Raw genomic sequence first — 22177 nt, forward strand, 5'->3', positions numbered from 1 at the left:
GGATTAAGATTATAATGAAGCCACAAAGGTAGGAAGGAAAAGAGGGGAAAAAAACACGCACGAGGCCGAATGCTTACTTGCTTCCTAGACTAATTCATCGTTTCACTTTAGCGATGAAGTTGTTTCACTAGGATGATGAAACTTCATCACTAGAGTGCTAAAGCTTCCTCACTAATGTGAAACGATAAATAAAAAAAGGCGTGAACATGAACACATCCAGATAGAAAGGATTTCACGAGAACAACTCTTTCAGCACATCCAGCGATTTCAGCACCGGAAAATCCGGCAGATGCAAACGATAGTAATCATTCATAATAACCAGACAGCGGTTACGCTCCAGACGGCTCATAGTAAAAAGATGCATTGTTTCATAATTCATACGCATTAAAAGGTTGATACGTGAAGCCTCCTCCGGTTTCAAAAAAGCGCCATGTAATGGCCGGACAGACACGAAGCAGGCATTCAGCATATCAAAAAAGCATCCTTCCCTATAATCCTCCGTATTAGGATACAGACCGAGGAAACGTGAAAAACGCATCAGAAAAACCAAATGAAAATTGGAGAAACTTCTGTCGCATTCGTCCAGCCACCGGATAGAATGCTCCAAATAAGCAAACAACGGCCCGTTCTCCGCTTCTTCACGCAAAGCACGATACAGAAATTCCGCCAAGAACATGGCAATGGAAGATTTATAAGGATCGTATGGCAACGTGCGGAAAGGATACCACGACTTCGCTTCTTTTATACGATACAAATTGGACATCGGACGATAATCCGCTTCAAACTCTATCATGGAAAGCGGCTGGAACAATACCGTCTTCACCGCCGATTTCCGTGAACGGGGAACAGACACAAGAAAAGACGCACGGCCATTCTCGCGCGTATAAATATCAACGATATTCGAAGTATCATTGTATTTTAAGGTATGAAGTACAATTCCCACCGTCTTTTGAAGCATACTCTTTCTCTCTTTTATATACTGGGTAATCGTTGTCCGCAATACGTTTTTTGCTTTTCCACACAAATATACGCATCGTTGGAACATACAAAAATAGGGTTTTTAGATGAAAATGCACGTATTTACAAAAAAAATATGCCGAATATTTTGTCAATTCAAAAAGAGTTCCTACCTTTGCAACCGCAAAAGAGAAAAACACTCTCCGAAAGCAAGCCAAGCTAAGGCTCGGCAGAATCAAGGCTCGGCCCGTTCGTCTATCGGTTAGGACGCAAGATTTTCATTCTTGAAAGGGGGGTTCGATTCCCCCACGGGCTACAAATAAAAATAATAAAAGAACAAAATTAAAGATTAGTCGAAATGGCAAATCACAAATCATCATTAAAGAGAATCAGACAGGAAGAGAAGAGAAGACTTCATAACAGATATTATGCAAAAACAATGCGTAACACTGTTAAAAAACTTCGTGCAACTACTGACAAGGCAGAAGCTGTTGCAATGTATCCGGGCGTTCAGAAGATGTTGGACAAGCTTGCTAAGACCAATATCATACACAAGAACAAAGCTGCTAACTTGAAGTCAAAATTGGCTGCTTACATTAGCAAACTCGCTTAAGCAAAGTCTTAAACTAAAAGATAAAATAGGCAGGATTTTTCAATCCGGCCTTTTGTCTTTTTATGTGTTTCATAAAACACAAGCAATACATATTGCAAACGTAACATCGAAAAAATACGCAAGTCCTCGCTCCGCGGAAAACAGCCCTGAAGAATCTGAAGCATTCATGAAGGATTTAGAAGAGAATCATACATGATAAGATGCTGATAAAAAGCCTGTTAAGCGTCAATGAAGGATTTGAAGGAAAAAGAAGCCCCATTAATCTTCAGAAGACTTACCCTCGAAATAAATACATCACTCCCCTACTTTTCCCGGCGTTCACGGACAGACCTCATTCCAAACCTGTCCAATCCCCTCTTTTTTACGTTTTTTAGTCCATAAAAGCTGCCTGTCTCAGCAATTTTTCGTATCTTTGAAAGCTAATATTTAAGATAATTGAATCAAACATGAGTGAAGAAGAAAAGATAAACGGCGAAAACAATTACTCGGCCAGTAACATCCAGGTATTGGAAGGTTTGGAGGCTGTACGTAAACGTCCCGCCATGTATATCGGAGACATCAGCGAAAAGGGATTGCACCACTTGGTTTACGAGGTTGTGGACAACTCTATCGACGAGGCATTGGCCGGCTACTGTGATCATATAGAAGTCACCATCAATGAAGACAACTCCATTACCGTACAGGATAATGGCCGTGGTATCCCGGTAGACTTTCACGAAAAAGAAAAGAAATCTGCATTGGAAGTGGTAATGACCGTGCTGCACGCGGGAGGTAAGTTCGACAAAGGTTCTTACAAGGTTTCAGGCGGTCTGCACGGTGTAGGTGTTTCTTGTGTGAATGCCTTGTCTACTCACATGACCACACAGGTATTCCGCGGTGGCAAGATCTACCAGCAGGAATACAGCTGCGGACATCCTTTGTATTCTGTAAAAGAAGTAGGAACAGCTGATATTACCGGAACAAAACAGACTTTCTGGCCGGATGATACCATCTTCACTGTTACCGAATATAAGTTTGACATTCTACAGGCACGTATGCGTGAATTGGCCTACTTGAACAAAGGTATCACCATTTCACTGACCGACCGCCGGATCAAAGAAGAAGATGGCAGCTTCAAGAAAGAAATATTCCATTCGGACGAAGGAGTGAAAGAGTTTGTACGTTTCCTGAACCGTAACAACGAAGCGCTGATTAATGATGTCATTTATCTGAATACCGAAAAAAACAATACCCCCATTGAATGTGCCATCATGTACAATACAGGCTATCGTGAAAGCCTGCATTCGTATGTAAACAATATCAATACAATAGAAGGCGGTACACACGAGGCCGGTTTCCGCAGCGCATTAACCCGTGTACTGAAGAAATATGCGGAAGATACCAAAGCACTGGAAAAAGCAAAAGTCGAGATTTCGGGAGAGGACTTCCGCGAAGGCTTGATTGCCGTCATTTCAGTGAAAGTAGCCGAGCCGCAGTTCGAAGGACAGACCAAGACCAAGCTGGGCAACAGCGAAGTGAGTGGTGCCGTGAACCAAGCTGTAGGCGAAGCGCTTACATATTATCTGGAAGAACACCCGAAAGAAGCAAAACAGATTGTTGACAAAGTGATCCTGGCTGCAACAGCGCGTATCGCCGCACGCAAGGCACGTGAATCTGTTCAAAGAAAGAGTCCGATGGGCGGTGGCGGACTGCCGGGCAAACTGGCCGACTGTTCGAGCCGTAATCCGGAGGAATGTGAACTATTCCTGGTCGAGGGTGACTCGGCAGGTGGTTCTGCCAAGCAAGGACGTAGCCGTGCCTTCCAGGCAATTCTACCTTTGAGGGGTAAAATCCTGAATGTGGAAAAAGCGATGTGGCACAAGGCTTTTGAAAGCGATGAGGTCAATAATATCATCACCGCCCTGGGTGTCCGTTTCGGTGTGGACGGAAATGATGACAGCAAAAAAGCGAACATCGACAAGCTGCGTTATCACAAAGTGGTGATCATGACCGATGCCGATGTCGATGGTTCTCACATCGACACCCTTATCATGACATTGTTCTACCGCTATATGCCGGAAATTATAGAAAACGGACATTTGTACATTGCCAATCCGCCATTGTATAAATGCAGCAAAGGAAAAATCAGTGAATACTGCTACACCGAAGAAGCACGCCAGGCATTCATTCAAAAATATGGTGACGGACAAGAAAACGGAATCCATACACAGCGATACAAAGGTTTGGGTGAGATGAATCCCGAACAACTGTGGGAAACAACAATGAACCCTGAAACGCGTATTCTGAAACAGGTAACAATTGACAATGCCGCCAACGTAGACTATATCTTCTCCATGCTGATGGGAGACGATGTAGCTCCACGCCGCGAGTTCATAGAGAAAAACGCGACATATGCGAATATAGACGCGTAATTTTTCATTCATTATTTTTTAATCAAAATCCATCCTCACATCTTACAATTTGAGGTAGCCCCGATCCTGCTTTTCTCTGGATCGGGGCTTTTTTATCAATGAAAACCAACCTGACCCCATTTATATTTTTCCTCCTTTAAATGCCCGAAGAAACAGATACTCATACCGACTCTTTTTTTCGATGAAATGGGCAGAAATTGTAATAGTTCACCGCCGGTAACAAACATAACCTCATTCATTTTTCTTATAAATTAATTGGATGAAAGACGATATTCTGCCAGAAAGTCTTAATTTTGGGACATTAAACCATTTAACTCGAATAATAACATGAAACTCACATTTCGAATTGAATACCGTACAGCCTGGGGAGAAGAACTGGGGGTGATACTGGACGGAAACAATAGTGAACCTATCATCCTTCGCACTCCAAACGGGGAACATTGGGAAGGTGAAGCTGAAATGCCGGACCTCCCTGCATGCGTGCCTGTTTCCTACCGCTATGGAGTATATCGTGACGGACAGTGCATCCGCCGTGAAAGCGGAACCATGGCTCATTTGTTTTGCCCCGGAAAAAAGAAAAACTGCCACTACATATTAAATGATTTCTGGAAAGACCTTCCGGCTGAATCTTACTTATACAGTTCCGCCTTCAGTGGTGATTATCAGTCTGAGACAACTATAAAAGTCACAGCAAGCGCCGATGGAAGCATTACTTTCCGGGCCTTATGCCCTTGTCTGCATCATAAGCGTCAAGTGCTGGCTATCAGCGGAGATTGCCCGGCTTTAGGCAATTGGGATATTCAAAAGACGGTCCTGATGGAAGAAATACAACCGAACGAGTGGACCATCACACTGAATGTTTCTACTTTGGAGTTTCCGCTAAGTTATAAGTTCGTAGCCTGCAACGCCGACAGCAAGCAGGTAGAGGAATGGGAGAACCACGACAACCGGATGCTTAATAATCCGGAATTAAAAAAAGGAGAAATTTACCTGACACCGGAAACTGAAGTTCATTTCACTTCATCGGCCCGTAAAGTGGCGGGAACAGCTATCCCTGTATTTTCTCTCCGCAGTGAGAAAAGTTTTGGAGTAGGAGATTTCGGAGATTTGAAGAAACTGATAGACTGGGCGGCAAAGACCCACCAGCAAGCTGTACAAATCCTCCCTATCAACGATACGACCATTACCCATACCTGGATGGATTCTTATCCCTACAACAGTATTTCCATTTATGCATTCCACCCGATGTATATTGACCTGAACCAGCTGGGTAAGATGAAGGATAAGGAAGCTTTGGCTGTTTTTGAAGCCCGCCGGCAAGAATTGAACGCTCTTCCCCAAATAGATTATGAAGAAGTGAACAATGCCAAACGTGCCTATTTGAAAGTGATGTTCCAACAAACCGGAAGGAAAGTGCTGGCTTCGGCCGAATTCAAAAAATTCTTTGAAGAAAATGAACATTGGCTGCTGCCATACGCCGCATTCAGCTATCTAAGAGATCTGTATGGCACTCCGGATTTCAGCCAATGGCCTGAGCATACAGAGTACAAGGCAGAAGAAATAGCAACCTTATGCGCACCGGACAGCTCTTGTTATGAAGAAATCGCCTTTTACTACTACACACAGTACCATTTACATATCCAATTACTTGATGCAGGAAACTATGCCCGCGAAAAAGGTATTATCTTTAAAGGTGATATCCCTATCGGCATCAGCCGCAACAGTGTGGAGGCATGGATTGAGCCGTATTATTTCAACATGAACGGTCAGGCAGGCGCACCGCCCGACGCATTCTCCGTGAACGGACAGAACTGGGGCTTTCCCACCTATAATTGGGAGGTAATGGAACAAGACAACTACCAATGGTGGCAGAAGCGTTTCCGCAAAATGGCAGAGTATTTCACAGCTTACCGCATAGACCATATTCTTGGTTTCTTCCGTATCTGGGAAATCCCATCTCATTCGGTACATGGTTTGCTGGGACAGTTTGTACCGGCATTGCCTATGAGTGTGGACGAAATTCAAAGTTACGGGCTGCCGTTCCAAAAGGACTTCATGACCAAACCGTTCATCAACGAAGAGATGCTAAACAAGATGTTTGGTGACAAAGCTTCCTTTGTAAAAGAAACATTCGTACAACATGCTCACGATGACATTTATGAAATGCGCCCGGAATATGATACCCAACGCAAAGTGGAGGCTTATTTCTCCGATAAGAAAGATGAAGAAAGTATCCATATACGCGAGGGAGTATATGCCTTGATAAGCAATGTATTATTTGTTCCCGACCGCAAGCACCCCTCCATGTACCATCCAAGAATTGCCGTTCAGAATGATTTCATCTTCGGGCGCCTCGACTGGAAGGAGAAAGATGCTTTCAACCGTCTGTATAATCATTATTATTACCAACGCCATAACCAGTTCTGGTATCAGGAAGCGATGAAAAAGCTGCCTATCCTGACACAAGCCACTTCTATGCTGGTGTGCGGAGAGGATTTAGGAATGGTTCCCGACTGTGTGCCTTGGGTAATGGACCAGTTGCAAATACTCAGTCTGGAAATCCAACGTATGCCCAAGAATCCCAAACACGAGTTCGGTCACGTGTGGGAATATCCGTACCGCTCGGTCTGTACTATTTCCACTCATGACATGTCTACTCTGCGGGGATGGTGGGAAGAAGATTACGAACAGACCTGCCGCTACTACAACCATGTAATGGGACACTGGGGAGAAGTTCCGGTTTCAGCTCCGGGATGGGTTTGCGAGGAAATAGTACGCCACCATCTGGAATGTCCGTCATTGCTGTGCATCCTGTCCTTTCAGGACTGGCTGTCAATAGACGAAGAAATCCGCTATCCCGATGTGAACGCGGAACGTATCAACGTACCTGCCAATCCAAGACATTACTGGAGATATCGTATGCATCTCACTTTGGAAGAACTGATAAAGAACAAGAAGTTCAATGAAAAGCTGGTAGAGATGATTGACACCACCGGCAGATTCTAACCATCCACCACAGACAGCTTGGGGCTGTCTGTGGTGACTCCCTACCCCAACGATAATCAATAACACACATACCATGAAAAAAATTCCCGATTTAGGTTTCTGGAAACTATGGAATATTAGTTTCGGATTCTTTGGCGTGCAGATAGCCTACGCTTTGCAAAGCGCGAATATCAGCCGTATCTTTTCCACTTTGGGAGCAGACCCACACAGTTTAAGCTATTTTTGGATATTACCTCCGCTGGCAGGAATCATCGTCCAACCCATCATAGGCGCACTGAGTGACCGCACTTGGACGCGTTTCGGACGGCGTATCCCCTATCTGTTTGCAGGAGCTCTGGTTGCTGTCTGCGTCATGTGCCTGCTCCCTAATGCAGGTAGTTTCGGAATGACAGTCAGTGCAGCTATGGTATTCGGTCTGATATCACTGATGTTCCTTGATACCTCTATCAATATGGCCATGCAGCCCTTCAAGATGATGGTGGGCGATATGGTGAATGAAAAACAAAAAGGACTGGCTTACTCCATTCAGAGTTTTCTCTGTAATGCCGGCAGTCTGGCAGGATATCTTTTCCCGTTTATTTTTGCCGCCATCGGCATCAGTAATATTGCTCCCAAAGGTGTTATTCCCGACTCTGTCATCTATTCTTTCTACATCGGCGCATTGATACTGATTCTATGCGTGATCTATACTTCGGCCAAAGTAAAGGAATTTCCTCCCGAAGAATATGCAACATATCATGGCATCACCCATGAAAGCAAAAAAGAAAAGACAAATATGTTCAAATTGCTGGTCAAGGCTCCCAAAGCCTTTTGGACAGTAGGACTGGTACAATTTTTCTGCTGGGCAGCCTTCATGTTCATGTGGACTTACACCAATGGAACAGTTGCTTTGAATGTGTTCGACACACCGGTCATAACAACCATGACAAACGGTGTTTCCAGAGTGGTACTGGATACACAATCCGCACAATACCAGACAGCGGGAGATTGGGTCGGGATCTTATTTGCTGTCCAAGCCATCGGTTCCGTTATTTGGGCAACGATCATCCCGATGATTCAGAACCGCAAACTTGCCTACGTACTCAGTCTGGTATTGGGAGGCATTGGATTCATCTCCATTTTCTTTATCCATAATCAATATGCTTTATTTGCATCCTTCATCCTGATAGGTTGTGCATGGGCAGCCATGCTGGCCCTTCCCTTTACCATTCTGACCAATGCATTAACAGGAGGACATATGGGAACCTATCTGGGATTATTCAATGGAACTATTTGTGTTCCACAGATTGTCGCAGCTTCTTTAGGAGGTATCGTACTGAAGATATTTACCAGTCCGGGTAGTGTCGCTCCGGAAGTAAACATGCTGGTATTGGCTGGAGTGTTCCTGATTATCGGTGCCGGCTGTGTAAGTATTATCAAAGAGAGGTAAAGCATTTCCCGAAAGTAATATATGCTCATTCCATCACCACCGTTCAATGTTCTGTTTCCCGAAACTGAAATTCACTCCGCGGTGTCAAAACTCTGTTTTTGAAAACATGAACTTATAATCTGAAATTTGAGCATCCTAAAAGACTAAAGAAAGGATCGTATCATTACTCAATACAGAGTTTGATACGACCCTTTTACGCGTTATAATTACTATCTGCAACTTTTCAAAGCTGTCATTTTGGTTTTGACACATTCATCTTCATTCCGTCCAGCATTATTCCAACTTCTCCATGAATTCTGGATGCCGATAGAAAAAATCATACGCCATATAATAAAGTACAAAGCGGTACTCATTTCTGACACATGAGTTACATTCTGCGCCCAAGTATATAATAAAACGAAGATATAAATAATTGATTTTTACCTGTTTAGACTACAAAATACAAGATAGGTTTTTATCGATCTCTTAGTAAGAGATATATAATTCTCGTGCAAAAATAAGGAAAGTTTTGATAACTAATACACTTTTCATTAAAAAAATACGATCTAAAGCAAAAAAAAGCCTTTTTTCTTATTTAATCTTTCTCTCAACAGCCCACTTCTCACTGATTTAATTATTTGATTTTATGCATATTACATCTATTTTGTCGATCTCTTACTAAGAGATCGACAAAATAAGCAAATAAAAAACGAAAAAAGAATTGAATGGAATACCTGTTTCTGCGACGTAAAAAGACCCGCTACACTTCGGTGCGCCAAAAGACTTTGCTCTATCGTGCCGCCTCTCGCCGATGGGAGAAGGAGTTTGCGTTGCGGACGGACGTCCGCCGGATAGACGCTCTTATATATAAAGGTATATTATACCTGATGGAAGTGCGTCAAGTATTCCTCGATTCCTCTCTTTCGCTGAAGACACTGAGTGCGATGCTGGAGACAAACCAGACTTATTTAAGTAATGTGGTGAACCGCTATTTCGGCTGCAACCTGAAAGAACTAGTAAACACTTACCGAGTGGAATACGCCAAAGAGCTGCTCCGCAGCGGACGATGCCCTATAGAGGAAGTTCCCGTACGCAGCGGCTTCGGTTCGAAAAGCCCTTTCTATGTGGCGTTCGGAAAAGTGACGGGCATGACGCCCCGGCAGTATGTGGCACACGAGAGGAATCCGCTGAAACAGGAGGAAAACAATTAAGTCCTTTTATAATAAATGGTATGTATAACCAATTTTAGTTTTTTTAAATTTATAAATTTAAAGTTTTTCTATTATGAACAAAAAGTTTTTAAGTGCAATCCTGTTCGGAGCCTTGATGGTTTCGTCAACAGGAACATTTGTGTCTTGTAAAGACTACGATGATGACATTGACGAGCTGACTTCACGCGTGGATGGCATCGAAAGTCAAATCAAAGACTTGGAAGCAAAAATCAATGCTGCCAACTGGATTACTTCTGTAACTCCTGCCACAGGCGGTTTCACTGTTGCTTTCAATGACGGTAGCAGCTACACCATTACCAACGGTAAGGACGGTGAAGCAGGTGCTGCAGGTACAGAATGGACTATCTCGGAAGATGGTTTTTGGGTATGCAACGGTGAGAAAACTACCGTTAAAGCTGTAGGCCAGGACGGCGCACAGGGTGAACCGGGCAAGGATGCTCAGCCTGAAGTGAAAAAGGAAAACGGCAAGTGGTATTTGTGGAACGGTACAGAATTTGAAGAATTTGCCGGCGCTACCGCTCCTGCTGCAAATATTCCTTTCTACTATACTGATCCTACAGATCCAAACTACAACATCTTGGTGATTTATGATGAAAATGGTAAAGAACCATTGGAGATTCGCCTGCCGATGGCTGCCGATCTAGGTCAGATTGTAGTCCTTGGTGAAAATTTAGACATTAATTACCATCGTTTCAATGGTCTGCACATAAATAAAGAGGGTCAAGTTAAAGAAGCTACATGGGATGGAAGCAAGGCTATGCCGGCTAAGGGGCAATATATGTTGACTGCCAACCAAGACTATGTTTATGTACAAGTCGTTCCTTCTAATTACGACATCTCTAAACTGAACTTTAAGTTGGTTAACACGAAAGGTGACGAAGCTCCGGTTGTATTCGGTACTCCTGTTCCTACCAATGATGCCATCAGCAACAGCAGAGCTATTTCAGAAAGTGGCGTTTTTGCAATTCCTTATTCATTAAAGGATATGACTCCTGCTGAAATGAAAACCTATGAGAAAAACATTAAAGGAAAAGCACTATCACTGGTTGCTAGCGAAAATGTACGCTCAATTTATAATTATGGTGTAGAATTGAAGCAAGCTAATAATAAAAACGGTGCTACATTCAAAGACAGAACTATTCCTGTTGAATCTATAGGAGAACCTGTAACAATTGTTCCTGAAGAAGCCGGAGACATCTACGATTCATATTTGGTCATGGCAGACGATGAAGCCAAAGCTGACTCTGTAAGATATGGTATTTCTATTGATGGTATGACTTTCTCATACAAGGAAACTATCAAAGGCCAAGCAGTGAAATTTACTGTTCGCCAGGTAACAAACACGGCTATGGTTGTGATTAGTGACCCTGTAACTGTAACCTTTGGTAAAGAAGCTCCTGAAACAACTGAAATCATATTAGCAGAACAAGCTCATAACGCAGTTGCTACTTACGCAAACGCGGCCGGACAAAAGATTGCTAACCAATTCATCATTGCAGACTTTGCTCCTTACTTTGCAAAAGTTGCTCCTACAGCCGGTGACCGTCTGGTATGGAATGATGATATGGCAAACTTCACAAACAATGTGAAACTGATTTGGGATGAGCTGAATGAATATGGCGAATCAGTAAAAGAAGACGGAATCGATGTAACAACCCAATTGTTTAAGACCGCTATTCTTTTGAATGCTAACAACAGCAATGACAATGGTAAGGTTAATATGTCTAACTTCTCTAAAGTGAAGATTCAGTTTAATGAAGAATATGCAGGTATTACTTTGGGCAATGGTACATTGAAAGCTGTTATCGAAATGAAGGACAAGAAGGGCAATCTGCGTCAGACTGTCGAAATTCCGTTTACTATCGCGAAACCGACTGCAGAAGAAATTAACAGCCACGTTACATGGGATGCTCAATACTATAGCAATGGCGTATTGAAAGTTGTAGAGCAAAATAGCATTACATTGAATACCTTCTTCAAAGGTGCTAACGCTACTTTGGTTACAGAAAATGCCGCACCGGCAACAGGTAATGACAAGATTAAGATCGAAAATGGTGTTGTAACCTTAAAGGATGACGGTAAGAAGAACACAGTTTATACTATTAAAAACTTGAAGATTAGCTTCTTGGGAACTGATACTTCTTACGCTAAGAATGCAAGCGGAGAAAATACATCCCGTACTTATGGTATCGAAAACTTGAAAGTTAACTTCGCTACTCTTAAGGGTGATGACATCGTTATCGGTAATGTAGCAGTAATGTGTGCCGGCAAATCAGTAACAGTTTATGACTACAGAAACGCTGCTTCTGGTGCTTTGACTTACAAACTGATAGATTTCGCAGGAGATGCTTACACTGTAGATAACAATTCTACTGTAACGATAACAGAAGGAAACAACTTGATTAAGAGTGCAGCACTTGTAGAACGTACAGTTAATATTGGAACTGCTGATAATCCGAATAATGTAACACGTTATGATATCAAGATTACAACTGCGGATACTATGATTTCTCAGTCAACAAAGGTTACCATTAAATTGACATTCACAAATGTGAAGAATTCCAAGGGTGAAACAGTAAATGTAACTGTACCTGTAGAAATCACAGTTAATGCAGCAGTTTAATTATTTATCTAATCCTATGAAAAAGATAGTAATATCTTCATATTAGAATATAGATAAACTTCTCCCAAGCGAGGAAAGGTGTTTCCGCATACCGGAATACTTCTTTCCTCGCTTTCTTTTAATTTATTTGAATCAAAAAAGCTCTCAAAAAAATAAAACTTTGATTTTGTAGAAAAACCACCTTATACCCCTATCGCATACATAGTATCAGATACTAATGTCTTAACAATGCAACTACTCAATAAGCCAGTTCCTCGGTATTATAATGGAGAAAAGGCAGAACAGCTCAATTCTGTATCCGCAAAGACAATAATAAATATAAGAATTTCTTTTCATCCACAAGAAGCTCTGAAAAGACCATGCAGATTTTGAAAGTACACCATTTCAGTATAAACTCCATATGAGTATGAAAACCTTCGGTTATATCGATTTAAACCTCATTGTTTCTCTAATTCACATTACAATTATAATTAAAAAGTCCCCCTATCTCTACAAGTTCATCACTTCCTGTTCAAAAGTTTCCTTGTTTCCTATCGCCTTATTACGCATCTTGCTGCGATAATTATAAATCGTTGCCAAAGAATACCCCAAGAAATGGGCAATCCGATTACTATCAGTTACTCCCAGACGGATCAAAGCAAATATACGCAATTCCGTAGTCAGCAACTCGCCCGATTTGGGATATATTCTTCCTTCCTCTACCAATAACTCATTAAAAGAAGTAATGAAATGAGGAAATAACTCCAGGAAAGACTTATCAAACTCATTATAAAAATCCTTCCGTTCATCTCGTATGAACTGCTCGGATTTAATCGCTTTAAACAAATCGTCTATACGGGAGGCCATTGCCAGTTTCGCCAAAGAACGACGATAAAACTCCAACTTGTCCAGATAAATCACACATCTGTCCAAATAACGGGCAATGTATACTTCCTTGATCTTCCCCGTCTGTGCCAACTCAGCATTTACTTCCTGCATCTGTTGATTAGCCAGACTCAGATTACGGCGCATCACTGATAATTTCTTCATCCATCGGTACAGATAAAAAATAGCAGCAAGCAAAAATAAAGAAAGCAAACTGACACTGATTAAAAGAGTACGGGAAATCTGCCTCTCTTTTTCTTCTTTCAATTTATATGCTTTATCAATAATAGGAAAGAACTGCGTTACCTCAATAAACCGCAAACGGGCATTACAGGCTACCGCATCCTCCATTGAACAATTCAAATACTTATAGGCACGATCCAAATCACCTACCTCATACATCAGTTGAGCCAATTTCTGTAAGGATGCATATTCACGAATAGACGATTTCAAATCTGTAATAGCGGTCAAGGCCAGATAATAAATTTCTTTCTGAATATCTCCCCGCATATCGTAAGCCTCGGATAAAGTATAGTAAATATACCCTTTTTGCCGTTCATCCGGCGTTTCTTTCAATAGGTCCGACAATATAACCAAAGCAGAATCCACCTTGCCATTAATAATCTTTTTCTCGGCCCATACAATGCTCCTGTCTACACAAGGATCAGTAGCAATAAGAATAGAATCCCTGTAAGCATCGGTCTTTTTCAAATATTTCACTTTTTCGGCATCATTGGTGGTATAATCGGCCACCCAACCATAATAAGCCCGATAGGTCCGGTAATAATAAGCCAAAGTCTCCCGTTCCAATTCCAACGGGTCTACCCGCTCCAATTGTTCCAAAGCCTCGTTATACATTCCCATCACCCCCATCACCTCGGCACGGTTAATGACAATCTCATTCTTTAACTCCGGATGATTCAACAGAGGCAACAAATTCATTTTTCCATTAATATAATACAATGCGGAATCAGCTTGATAATGCAGATAAGCGTTAAACAAAGAACCGCAAAGTTCATATTTCTCCCTATTATCTTTAGAACGGTGAAGACGTTGCTTTAAATCCACAATCTCTTTTTCCTTCTGCACATGACAAGCGGTCTTATTATCTATGACCCGATCCAACCTTTTCAACACTTCTTCATTGCTGTTTTTATCAGCAAACAAAGGAGTTGTCAAAGTCAACAAAAACAATATAAAGAAATAGGTTACATTCTTCATCTTATATACTTATTATAGATTCACAAATATATAAATATAAGTAATTAGAATAAAGTTTTTCAACGAAAATATTTTCATTGACGTTTATATTTTCAGCAATACAGCAAAGACAAATATGCCTAATTATCAATAAGTTGAGTCTATAAAACATTTATATTTTTATTCTAGTACTCAAATCTCAGCTATTCCACTCCTACATTTGCAACATCCAAATGAAATGAAGATATAAACACTAATTTCTATATATTATGAAAAGAACATTCGCACTTATGGCATTACTCGCGTTATTCGGTTTGCAACACACAGTGTCCGCAGCCATAATTAAAAAAGTAGCCCCAGCCTTCTGGTGGGCGGATATGAAGAATCCCGAACTACAGGTCCTACTGTATGGCGACAATATTTCTTCCAGTGATGTAAGCATCTCTTCTAAAGACATTCTTCTGAAAGATGTTGTGAAACAAGAAAATCCCAATTACTTAATCTTATATATGGATTTATCGGAAGCTACTCCGCAGACTTTTCATATTACACTGAAACAAGGTAAAAAGCAAACTGTTGTGCCATATGAAATAAAACAGCGTAAGGCAGATGCTTCCAACGTGGAAGGCTTCAACTCAGGTGACGTATTATATCTGATTATGCCAGACCGCTTCGCCAACGGAAATCCCTCGAACGATGTCGTACCGGAAATGTTGGAAGCAAAGGTAGACCGTAACGATCCGTTCGCCCGTCACGGGGGCGACCTCGCAGGTATTGAAAATAATCTGGATTATCTCTCCAACTTGGGAGTTACGGCAATCTGGCTGAACCCCATACAGGAAAATGACATGAAAGAAGGATCCTATCATGGCTATGCCATTACCGATTATTATCAAGTAGACCGCAGATTAGGTAGCAATGAAGAATTCTGCAAGCTGGTAGAACAAGCACACAGCAAAGGAATGAAAGTTGTTATGGACATGATTTTCAACCATTGTGGCAGCGAAAACTATCTTTTCAAAGATATGCCTTCCAAAGACTGGTTCAATTTTAAAGGAAACTACACACAAACTTCTTATAAAACAGCGAGTGTACAGGATATCCACGCTTCTGATTATGAACGCAAGATAGCCGTAGACGGATGGTTTACAGAATCAATGCCCGACTTGAACCAACGCAACCGCCATGTAGCCCGCTATTTGATCCAAAGCAGTATCTGGTGGATAGAATATGCAGGGATTAACGGCATCCGTCAAGACACACATCCTTACGCAGATTTCGACATGATGTCAGAATGGTGTAAAGCCGTGACCGACGAGTACCCTGATTTCAACATAGTAGGTGAAACTTGGTTGAACAGTAATGTGCTGGTTTCTTTCTGGCAGAAAGACAGCAGACTGGCTGCTCCCAGAAACTCCAATCTCCGTACCGTGATGGATTTCCCGCTGATGGAACAAATGAACAAAGCCTTTGACGAAGAAACAACTGACTGGAACGGCGGATTATATCGTCTTTACGATTATCTTACTCAGGATTTGGTATATGCAGATCCGATGAATCTGCTCGTTTTCCTTGATAACCATGATACTTCACGCTTTTATTTAAATGAAGAAGCCACGCAAAATATTGACCGCTACAAACAAGCACTTGTATTCCTGCTGACCACACGTGGCATTCCCCAGATTTATTATGGGACAGAAATTCTGATGGCTGCAGATAAAGCCAATGGCGACGGTCTGTTACGTTGTGATTTCCCCGGAGGTTGGAAAAATGACCCACGCAACTGTTTCAATGAGGCTAACCGTACTCCGCAGCAAAATGAAGCCTTTACTTATATGCAGAAATTACTCCAATGGAGAAAAGGGAATGAAGTCATAGCCAAAGGCAGATTGAAACACTTCGCTCCCAACAAAGGGATTTACGTTTATGAACGAAAATACGGAAACAAATCGATAACGGTTCTCATGAATGGAACAGACAAAACGCAAACCATAAACCTGACTCCATACAAAGAAGTACTTCCAACAACATCAGCCCATGATGTTTTAACGGATCAAAATATCGACTTGAGTAAAAACCTAACACTTCCGGGGCGTGGAATGCTAGTTTTAGAATTTTAAAACAACCAGTAAAAGCTTATAATTTAATACCAGTACATATTATGAATTTAAAAAAGAATCTTTCACTTATCGCATTTCTCTGTATCTCATTCATTGCAAATGCACAACAAAAACTGAACTCTCCGGATGGTAATCTGGAGATGACATTTACTCTAGATGGTCAGGGCACTCCCACGTATGAACTGACCTATAAACAAAAGGAAGTTATCAAACCCAGCAAATTGGGGTTGGAATTAAAAAAAGAAGACGCAAACGCCAAAACCGACTTCGAATGGACTGATAAAAAAGACATAGACAAACTGGACATCAAGACAAACCTTTATAACGGTTTCGAGATAAAGGATGTCCGGACATCTACCAACGATGAAACATGGCAGCCGGTATGGGGAGAAGAAAAGGAAATCCGTAACCATTATAATGAATTGGCGGTCACATTGAACCAGCCTGCCAATGACAGATTTATAATCATCCGTTTCCGCCTGTTCAACGACGGTCTGGGTTTCCGCTATGAATTTCCGCAGCAGAAGAACTTGAACTATTTCGTGATCAAAGAAGAACATTCACAATTTGCCATGGCAGGTGACCACACCGCTTACTGGATTCCGGGAGATTATGACACACAGGAATATGACTATACCGTTTCCCGCCTGTCGGAAATCAGAGGATTGTTTTCAAAGGCTTATACGGAGAACTCCTCGCAAACCGCATTCAGCCCCACCGGTGTACAAACTGCCCTGATGATGAAAACAGACGACGGTCTGTACATCAATCTGCACGAAGCAGCTTTGATAGACTATGCCTGCATGCACCTCAACCTGGATGACAAGAACATGATTTTCGAATCATGGCTGACTCCGGACGCACAAGGTGACAAAGGATATATGCAGACTCCCTGCACTTCACCGTGGCGTACCGTCATCGTTAGTGATGATGCCCGCAACATTCTTGCCTCACGCATTACGTTAAACCTGAACGAACCTTGCAAAATAGCAGACACTTCCTGGATCAAGCCTGTGAAATACATCGGTGTGTGGTGGGATATGATTACGGGAAAAGGTTCATGGGCTTACACGGACGACTTATCCAGTGTAAAACTGGGTGAAACAGATTACAACAAAACAAAACCTAACGGCAAACACTCTGCCAACACTGCCAACGTAAAACGTTACATTGATTTTGCAGCAGAGCATGGATTCGACCAAGTATTGGTAGAAGGCTGGAATGAAGGTTGGGAAGACTGGTTCGGAAAAAGCAAAGATTATGTTTTTGATTTTGTAACTCCCTATCCCGATTTCAATGTGAAAGAACTTCAAAGCTACGCTGCAAGCAAAGGCGTAAAACTGATGATGCATCATGAAACTTCGGCTTCTGTACGTAACTATGAACGCCACATGGACCAGGCATACCAATTCATGGTAGACAACGGATATAATTCTGTAAAAAGTGGCTATGTAGGCAACATTATTCCACGTGGCGAACACCACTATGGACAATGGATGGATAACCACTATCTGTATGCGGTGAAAAAAGCAGCGGACTACAAAATCATGGTAAACGCCCACGAAGCTGTACGCCCTACCGGAATATGCCGCACCTATCCCAACCTGATCGGTAACGAATCGGCACGCGGAACTGAATATGAATCATTTGGCGGTAACAACGTAAACCATACTACCATCTTGCCTTTCACACGATTAATAGGTGGTCCGATGGACTACACTCCGGGTATCTTTGAAACCCGCTGTAACAAAATGAATCCTACCAACAATTCACAGGTACGTTCTACTTTGGCACGCCAACTGGCCCTGTATGTAACAATGTACAGCCCATTACAAATGGCTGCCGACATACCTGAAAACTATGAACGCTTCATGGATGCCTTCCAATTCATAAAAGATGTAGCCATTGACTGGGATGAAACCAAATATCTGGAAGCCGAACCGGGAGACTATATTACCATTGCCCGCAAAGCTAAAGGAACCAACGACTGGTATATCGGCTGTACGGCAGATGAGAACGGTCATTCTTCAAAACTGATATTTGATTTCCTTGATCCGGACAAAAAATACATCGCAACTGTATATGCAGACGCAAAAGATGCCGACTGGAAAGATAATCCGCAGGCATATACCATCCGTAAAGGCATTGTGACCAACAAAAGCAAACTGAACTTACACGCAGCAAGCGGTGGTGGTTATGCAATCAGCATTAAAGAGGTAAAAGATAAATCAGAATTAAAAGGTATTAAGAGATTATAGAAAGTGATCTTTTGACAAACAGTTAACATTAATCCTCATAAAATGTAGCCGAATGAGCCTTGAACAGTTCACATATAGTTATATTTTTAAGATAAGCCAATCAGTATATTATACTATGAATCAATTATATATGATTTGCACTAGCACTAAATCATTTATATTTTTATTCTTATCTCAAAAATCGCTTTATAAGACCGCTACATTTGTAACAAACAAAACAAAAAGTAAGTGAGGATGATGGTTAGCTAAAGCAGCCGCCAATCATTCTAAAAGGTAAAAACATACATTATAACAGAGATTGATTAGAAAATCAGGTTGTTTGGGAAAACAGTTTTCAATAGGTATTTTTTAACTGAGAATATAAACTTGAAATAATTATTTAACTTTAAATTTAAAGACATGAAAAGAAACTTGATGTTCAAGATCCTACTCACACTGATAGTAGGATGCTTCTTGTCCATAGACGCATTTGCCCAGCAAATGACTGTCAAAGGACTTGTAAAGGACACAACAGGCGAACCAATTATCGGTGCCAATGTTGTGGTAAAAGGAACAACCAATGGTACTATCACTGATTTTGACGGTAACTTCCTGTTAAACGCCAATAAAGGTGATATAATTGTTATTTCGTTTATCGGATACCTGACCCAGGAACTTCCGGCTGCTACTTCACTAAATGTGATACTGAAAGATGATACGGAAACTTTGGAAGAAGTAGTCGTTATCGGTTATGGTGTGGCTAAAAAGAATGACCTGACCGGTTCGGTAACAGCCATGAAACCGGATGGAAAGAACAAAGGCTTAGTAATAAACGCACAGGATATGATTTCTGGGAAAATAGCCGGTGTCAATGTAACAAGTAATGATGGTGCCCCAGGCAGTGGCGCCCAGATTCGTATACGTGGCGGTTCTTCACTGAACGCATCTAATGACCCTCTAATTGTTATTGATGGTATGGCTATGGACAATGAGGGAGTAAAAGGCCTCTCTAACAAACTAGCCATGATTAATCCGCAGGATATCGAATCATTCAACGTATTAAAAGACGCTTCAGCCACTGCTATCTACGGTTCACGCGGCTCAAACGGTGTTATCATCATCACTACTAAAAAGGGACGCAAAGGGCAAAAGCCTTCAGTTTCCTATTCAGGTAGTGTCACATTGAGTCAGAAAAAAGGAACAGTTGATGTACTTGACAGCAACCAATACCGTCAACTTATCACCGATTTATACGGAGAAAACAGCGATGCTTATCGTGCCATGGGTACAGCCAACACCGACTGGCAAGATCTTATTTACCGTACCGCTCTCAGTCATGACCACAATATAACCGTATCGGGTGCAGTAAAAGACCTTCCTTATCGTGTATCTGTAGGTTTCACCAATCAAGAAGGTATCTTGAAAAATTCTGATTTCAAACGTGTCACAGCTGCATTGAATCTTAATCCGTCTTTTTTTGACGATCATTTGACTATGAACCTCAATGCGAAAGGAATGTACGCACGTTCTGCATATGCCGACGGTGGAGCCGTAGGTGCTGCTGTAAAGATGGACCCTACCCAAGATCCTTATAATTTCACATCCGAATATCACAAAGCCCAATTCGGCAATGCATTGGATCAGACATTACAAAATTATGGGGGATTTTTCCAATGGTCATCAGCCGCATCATTAGGCGACTCCACATGGCCGTTCATCTATAACAGCACGGCAGAATGTGCCAACCCATTAGCCATGCTTGCTTTTAACACAGAAGTTGCCCACAGCCGCGCCTTTGTGGGAAGTGCCGATATCGACTATAAAGTACATGGTCTTGAAGACCTTCGCCTTCATTTATCTCTAGGTGCCGATGTTTCCAAAGGACGCCAAGCACAGAATAAATCTACTGCTTCCCCTAGTGCCATGTATTATGGTTCTGTTGGAGGTGAAAGTATCCTAAAACGCAACCTTTCATTGAATGCATACGCCCAATATTATAAAGACTTTAATGATAACCACCATTTTGATATTATGGGAGGTTACGAATGGCAACATTTTTGGAAAAGCACAAACAGTGACTACGTAGGTCGTTATCCGATGACGAACGATGACCCCACATTAGCCGGCACAGAGCGTCCTCACACTCCGTATCAATACAAGACCGACAGTTATTTGGTTTCCTTCTTCGGACGTGCCAACTACATACTTATGAACCGTTACTATCTTACAGCTACCGTTCGCGATGATGGAACTTCACGCTTCAAAGACCATTGGGCGTGGTTCCCGTCTGTAGTCTTAGCTTGGAAAGCAAAAGAAGAAAACTTCCTAAAAGACATATCTTGGATATCTGACTTGAAACTTCGCTTAGGCTGGGGCATGACAGGTCAACAGGCAGGAGAAAAAATTAACAATTATAACTGGATTCCCACATACTCAGTAAGCACAGGTACTAACGGTTTTTATCCACTGATAGGTAACGGAACCCTATACCGCCCGGACAACTATACTCCTGATTTAAAATGGGAAACCACTACTACCTATAATATTGGGGTTGATTTTGGTATTATGGATCAACGGCTGACAGCCAGTATTGATGCTTATTACCGTAAAACCGAAGATTTGCTGAACTATGCACCATTAGCGTCCATGGCTGGCTATAGAAATCAAGCATGGCAAAATATCGGTTCGTTGGAAAATAAAGGCATCGAATTTGCCTTAGACTGGAAACCCATTGTAAACAATGACTTAATATGGACTATTAATTATAACCTTACTTATAATAAGAATGAGATTACCGATCTAAGTGGTGTATCCGATAGTGGTGCTCCTGTAGCCAATACCGATATCAAAGTAGGTCAAGGTTCGGGTTTTTATCTGCAATACAATCAAGTAGGGTATCCAGCTAATTCATTCTATGTATACCAACAAGTATATGACCCACAAGGCAACCCGATAGAAAATGCAGTAGTAGACCGGGACGGTGACGGTAAGATTACCGAAAATGACAAATACCTTTATAAAAATGCTGCTCCCGACGTAACTATGGGGCTTTCCTCCCGCCTGGAATACAAAAATTGGGACTTCGGATTCTCACTGCGTGCCAGTCTAGGTAACTATGTTTATGATGGAATCAACGCCGGATGGAGCAACATGAATCCTGGTGAAGTATGGTCCAACTCTTTGAATTACCTGTCTAACCGTCCGGTAGACGCTGTAGCCAGAAATTGGCAAACTTACGAAATTACCGCCAAAGCTTCGGACTACTGGGTGCGTAACGCCTCATTCTTGAAGTGTGACAACATCACTTTAGGATACAGCTTTTCCAATCTCTTCAAGAACGGAAGCTATCGCGGTTTGAATGGACGCGTATATGGAACCGTATCGAATGTTTTCACCATTTCAAACTATGATGGCATCGACCCCGAAATCAATAACGGATTCGATAACAATCTCTATCCGCGTCCTATCTCATTTATTATTGGTCTTAACCTGAATTTCTAATTCGC

General features: G+C 41.8%; 11 protein-coding genes and 1 tRNA gene. 10 read left to right on the plus strand and 2 right to left on the minus strand.

Annotated elements, in window-relative coordinates; translation table 11 throughout:
• Positions 1 to 232 precede the first annotated feature (232 nt).
• Positions 233 to 958 (minus strand): DNA repair protein RecO, encoded by a 726-nt coding sequence (recO, locus tag RE317_RS10310; protein WP_005838942.1) that lies wholly within the window; start codon positions 956 to 958, stop codon positions 233 to 235.
• A 243-nt stretch (positions 959 to 1201) separates the two neighbouring features.
• On the opposite strand from recO, the gene RE317_RS10315 reads away from it, so the two are divergent.
• From RE317_RS10315 to RE317_RS10345, 7 genes are all read left to right on the plus strand, one after another.
• Positions 1202 to 1273 (plus strand) — tRNA-Glu (locus RE317_RS10315).
• 42 nt (positions 1274 to 1315) lie between these two features.
• Positions 1316 to 1570 carry a 30S ribosomal protein S20 gene (gene rpsT, locus RE317_RS10320; protein WP_005838940.1) on the plus strand — a complete coding sequence of 85 codons (255 nt, stop codon included), beginning with the start codon at positions 1316 to 1318 and terminating at the stop codon, positions 1568 to 1570.
• A 446-nt stretch (positions 1571 to 2016) separates the two neighbouring features.
• Positions 2017 to 3981, plus strand: a complete 1965-nt coding sequence (gene gyrB, locus RE317_RS10325) for a DNA topoisomerase (ATP-hydrolyzing) subunit B (RefSeq protein WP_005838938.1) — start codon at positions 2017 to 2019, stop codon at positions 3979 to 3981.
• Between the two features lie 327 nt (positions 3982 to 4308).
• Positions 4309 to 6987: a 4-alpha-glucanotransferase gene (locus RE317_RS10330; RefSeq protein ID WP_008668496.1), complete on the plus strand. Its 2679-nt coding sequence runs from the start codon at positions 4309 to 4311 to the stop codon at positions 6985 to 6987.
• Between the two features lie 73 nt (positions 6988 to 7060).
• The gene (locus RE317_RS10335; protein WP_008668498.1) at positions 7061 to 8416 is read left to right on the plus strand and encodes an MFS transporter; all 1356 of its coding nucleotides are present in this window, start codon (positions 7061 to 7063) and stop codon (positions 8414 to 8416) included.
• Positions 8417 to 9120: 704 nt separating this feature from the next.
• A complete protein-coding gene (locus RE317_RS10340) occupies positions 9121 to 9606 on the plus strand; it encodes an AraC family transcriptional regulator (protein WP_005838929.1) in 486 nt (161 codons plus the stop codon).
• Positions 9607 to 9679: 73 nt separating this feature from the next.
• Complete coding sequence (locus tag RE317_RS10345) at positions 9680 to 12250, plus strand: PL29 family lyase N-terminal domain-containing protein (protein WP_303266239.1); 2571 nt, start codon at positions 9680 to 9682, stop codon at positions 12248 to 12250.
• Positions 12251 to 12739: 489 nt separating this feature from the next.
• Here RE317_RS10345 and RE317_RS10350 read toward each other — a convergent pair whose 3' ends face one another.
• On the minus strand, positions 12740 to 14335 hold the full coding sequence (locus RE317_RS10350; RefSeq protein WP_008668503.1) for a DUF6377 domain-containing protein: 1596 nt from the start codon (positions 14333 to 14335) through the stop codon (positions 12740 to 12742).
• 248 nt (positions 14336 to 14583) lie between these two features.
• On the opposite strand from RE317_RS10350, the gene RE317_RS10355 reads away from it, so the two are divergent.
• The 3 genes from RE317_RS10355 (at position 14584) to RE317_RS10365 (ending at position 22172) form a co-directional block, all read left to right on the plus strand.
• The gene (locus tag RE317_RS10355; protein WP_008668505.1) at positions 14584 to 16434 is read left to right on the plus strand and encodes a glycoside hydrolase family 13 protein; all 1851 of its coding nucleotides are present in this window, start codon (positions 14584 to 14586) and stop codon (positions 16432 to 16434) included.
• A gap of 41 nt (positions 16435 to 16475) precedes the next feature.
• Positions 16476 to 18692, plus strand: coding sequence for a glycoside hydrolase family 97 protein (locus tag RE317_RS10360; RefSeq protein ID WP_005849631.1), 2217 nt, complete (start codon positions 16476 to 16478; stop codon positions 18690 to 18692).
• A 399-nt stretch (positions 18693 to 19091) separates the two neighbouring features.
• Positions 19092 to 22172 (plus strand): TonB-dependent receptor, encoded by a 3081-nt coding sequence (locus RE317_RS10365; protein ID WP_308821654.1) that lies wholly within the window; start codon positions 19092 to 19094, stop codon positions 22170 to 22172.
• The last annotated feature ends 5 nt before the right edge of the window (positions 22173 to 22177 follow it).

The organism is Phocaeicola sp. GP0067, from assembly GCF_031119655.1.
Lineage (GTDB): Bacteria > Bacteroidota > Bacteroidia > Bacteroidales > Bacteroidaceae > Phocaeicola > Phocaeicola vulgatus.

What these genes read in the sequence shown, in the direction of transcription:
- RE317_RS10340 (WP_005838929.1), top strand. Translation starts at nt 9,121, where the DNA reads ATGGAATACCTGTTTCTGCGACGTAAAAAGACCCGCTACACTTCGGTG.
- RE317_RS10365 (WP_308821654.1), top strand. Translation starts at nt 19,092, where the DNA reads ATGAAAAGAAACTTGATGTTCAAGATCCTACTCACACTGATAGTAGGA.
- rpsT (WP_005838940.1), top strand. Translation starts at nt 1,316, where the DNA reads ATGGCAAATCACAAATCATCATTAAAGAGAATCAGACAGGAAGAGAAG.
- recO (WP_005838942.1), bottom strand. Translation starts at nt 958, where the DNA reads ATGCTTCAAAAGACGGTGGGAATTGTACTTCATACCTTAAAATACAAT.
- RE317_RS10330 (WP_008668496.1), top strand. Translation starts at nt 4,309, where the DNA reads ATGAAACTCACATTTCGAATTGAATACCGTACAGCCTGGGGAGAAGAA.
- RE317_RS10360 (WP_005849631.1), top strand. Translation starts at nt 16,476, where the DNA reads ATGAATTTAAAAAAGAATCTTTCACTTATCGCATTTCTCTGTATCTCA.
- RE317_RS10350 (WP_008668503.1), bottom strand. Translation starts at nt 14,335, where the DNA reads ATGAAGAATGTAACCTATTTCTTTATATTGTTTTTGTTGACTTTGACA.
- gyrB (WP_005838938.1), top strand. Translation starts at nt 2,017, where the DNA reads ATGAGTGAAGAAGAAAAGATAAACGGCGAAAACAATTACTCGGCCAGT.
- RE317_RS10335 (WP_008668498.1), top strand. Translation starts at nt 7,061, where the DNA reads ATGAAAAAAATTCCCGATTTAGGTTTCTGGAAACTATGGAATATTAGT.
- RE317_RS10355 (WP_008668505.1), top strand. Translation starts at nt 14,584, where the DNA reads ATGAAAAGAACATTCGCACTTATGGCATTACTCGCGTTATTCGGTTTG.
- RE317_RS10345 (WP_303266239.1), top strand. Translation starts at nt 9,680, where the DNA reads ATGAACAAAAAGTTTTTAAGTGCAATCCTGTTCGGAGCCTTGATGGTT.